At 69.3% G+C, this 851-nt stretch carries 1 protein-coding gene; it reads left to right on the top strand.

Annotation, left to right across the window (positions count from 1 at the left end):
* On the top strand, positions 1 to 851 hold an 851-nt coding region (locus ACRX5S_RS41090; RefSeq protein WP_436778406.1), incomplete at both ends, for a UTP--glucose-1-phosphate uridylyltransferase.

Here is an 851-nt window from a genome sequence, read left to right as displayed (position 1 = left end):
AAGGCCGTCGTCCCGGCGGCGGGGCTGGGGACGCGGTTCCTGCCCGCGACGAAGGCGACGCCGAAGGAGATGCTGCCGGTTGTGGACAAACCGGCGATCCAGTATGTGGTGGAGGAGGCGGTCGCGGCCGGTCTCCACGACGTGTTGATGGTGACGGGGCGGAACAAGCGGCCGCTGGAGGACCACTTCGACCGGGCGTACGAGTTGGAGGAGGCTCTGGCGGCCAAGGGCGACGCGGAGCGGCTGCGTCGCGTGCGCGAGTCGAGTGCGCTCGCCGCGATCCACTATGTGCGGCAGGGGGATCCGCGGGGGCTGGGGCATGCGGTGCTGTGTGCGCAGCCGCATGTCGGTGACGAGCCGTTCGCGGTGCTGTTGGGGGACGACCTGATCGATCCCCGGGATCCGCTGCTGGCGCGCATGCTGGAGGTGCGCGAGCAGCTCGGCGGGAGTGTGGTGGCGCTGATCGAGGTGGATCCGTCGCAGATCCATTTGTACGGGTGTGCGGCGGTCAAGCCGACGGAGCTTGCGGATGTGGTGCGGGTGACGGATCTGGTGGAGAAGCCGGATGCGGTGTCGGCGCCGAGTGCGTTCGCGGTGATCGGGCGTTATCTGCTGGATCCGGAGGTGTTCGCGGTGTTGGAGTCGACGCCGCCGGGGCGCGGTGGGGAGATCCAGTTGACGGACGCGCTGCGCGAGTTGGCTTTGCGTGATGCGGGGGCGGGCGGGCCGGTGCACGGCGTACTGTTCACCGGGCGCCGGTACGACACAGGCGATCGCGGGGACTATCTGCGGGCTATCGTCAGACTTGCGTGCGAGCGTGAAGACCTGGGGCCGGAATTCCGGGCCTGGCT

It is taken from the genome of Yinghuangia sp. YIM S09857, from assembly GCF_051388915.1.
GTDB lineage: Bacteria > Actinomycetota > Actinomycetes > Streptomycetales > Streptomycetaceae > Yinghuangia.
Note: the sequence above shows the minus strand (reverse complement) of the source record. Positions and strands in the feature narration are given on the sequence as shown.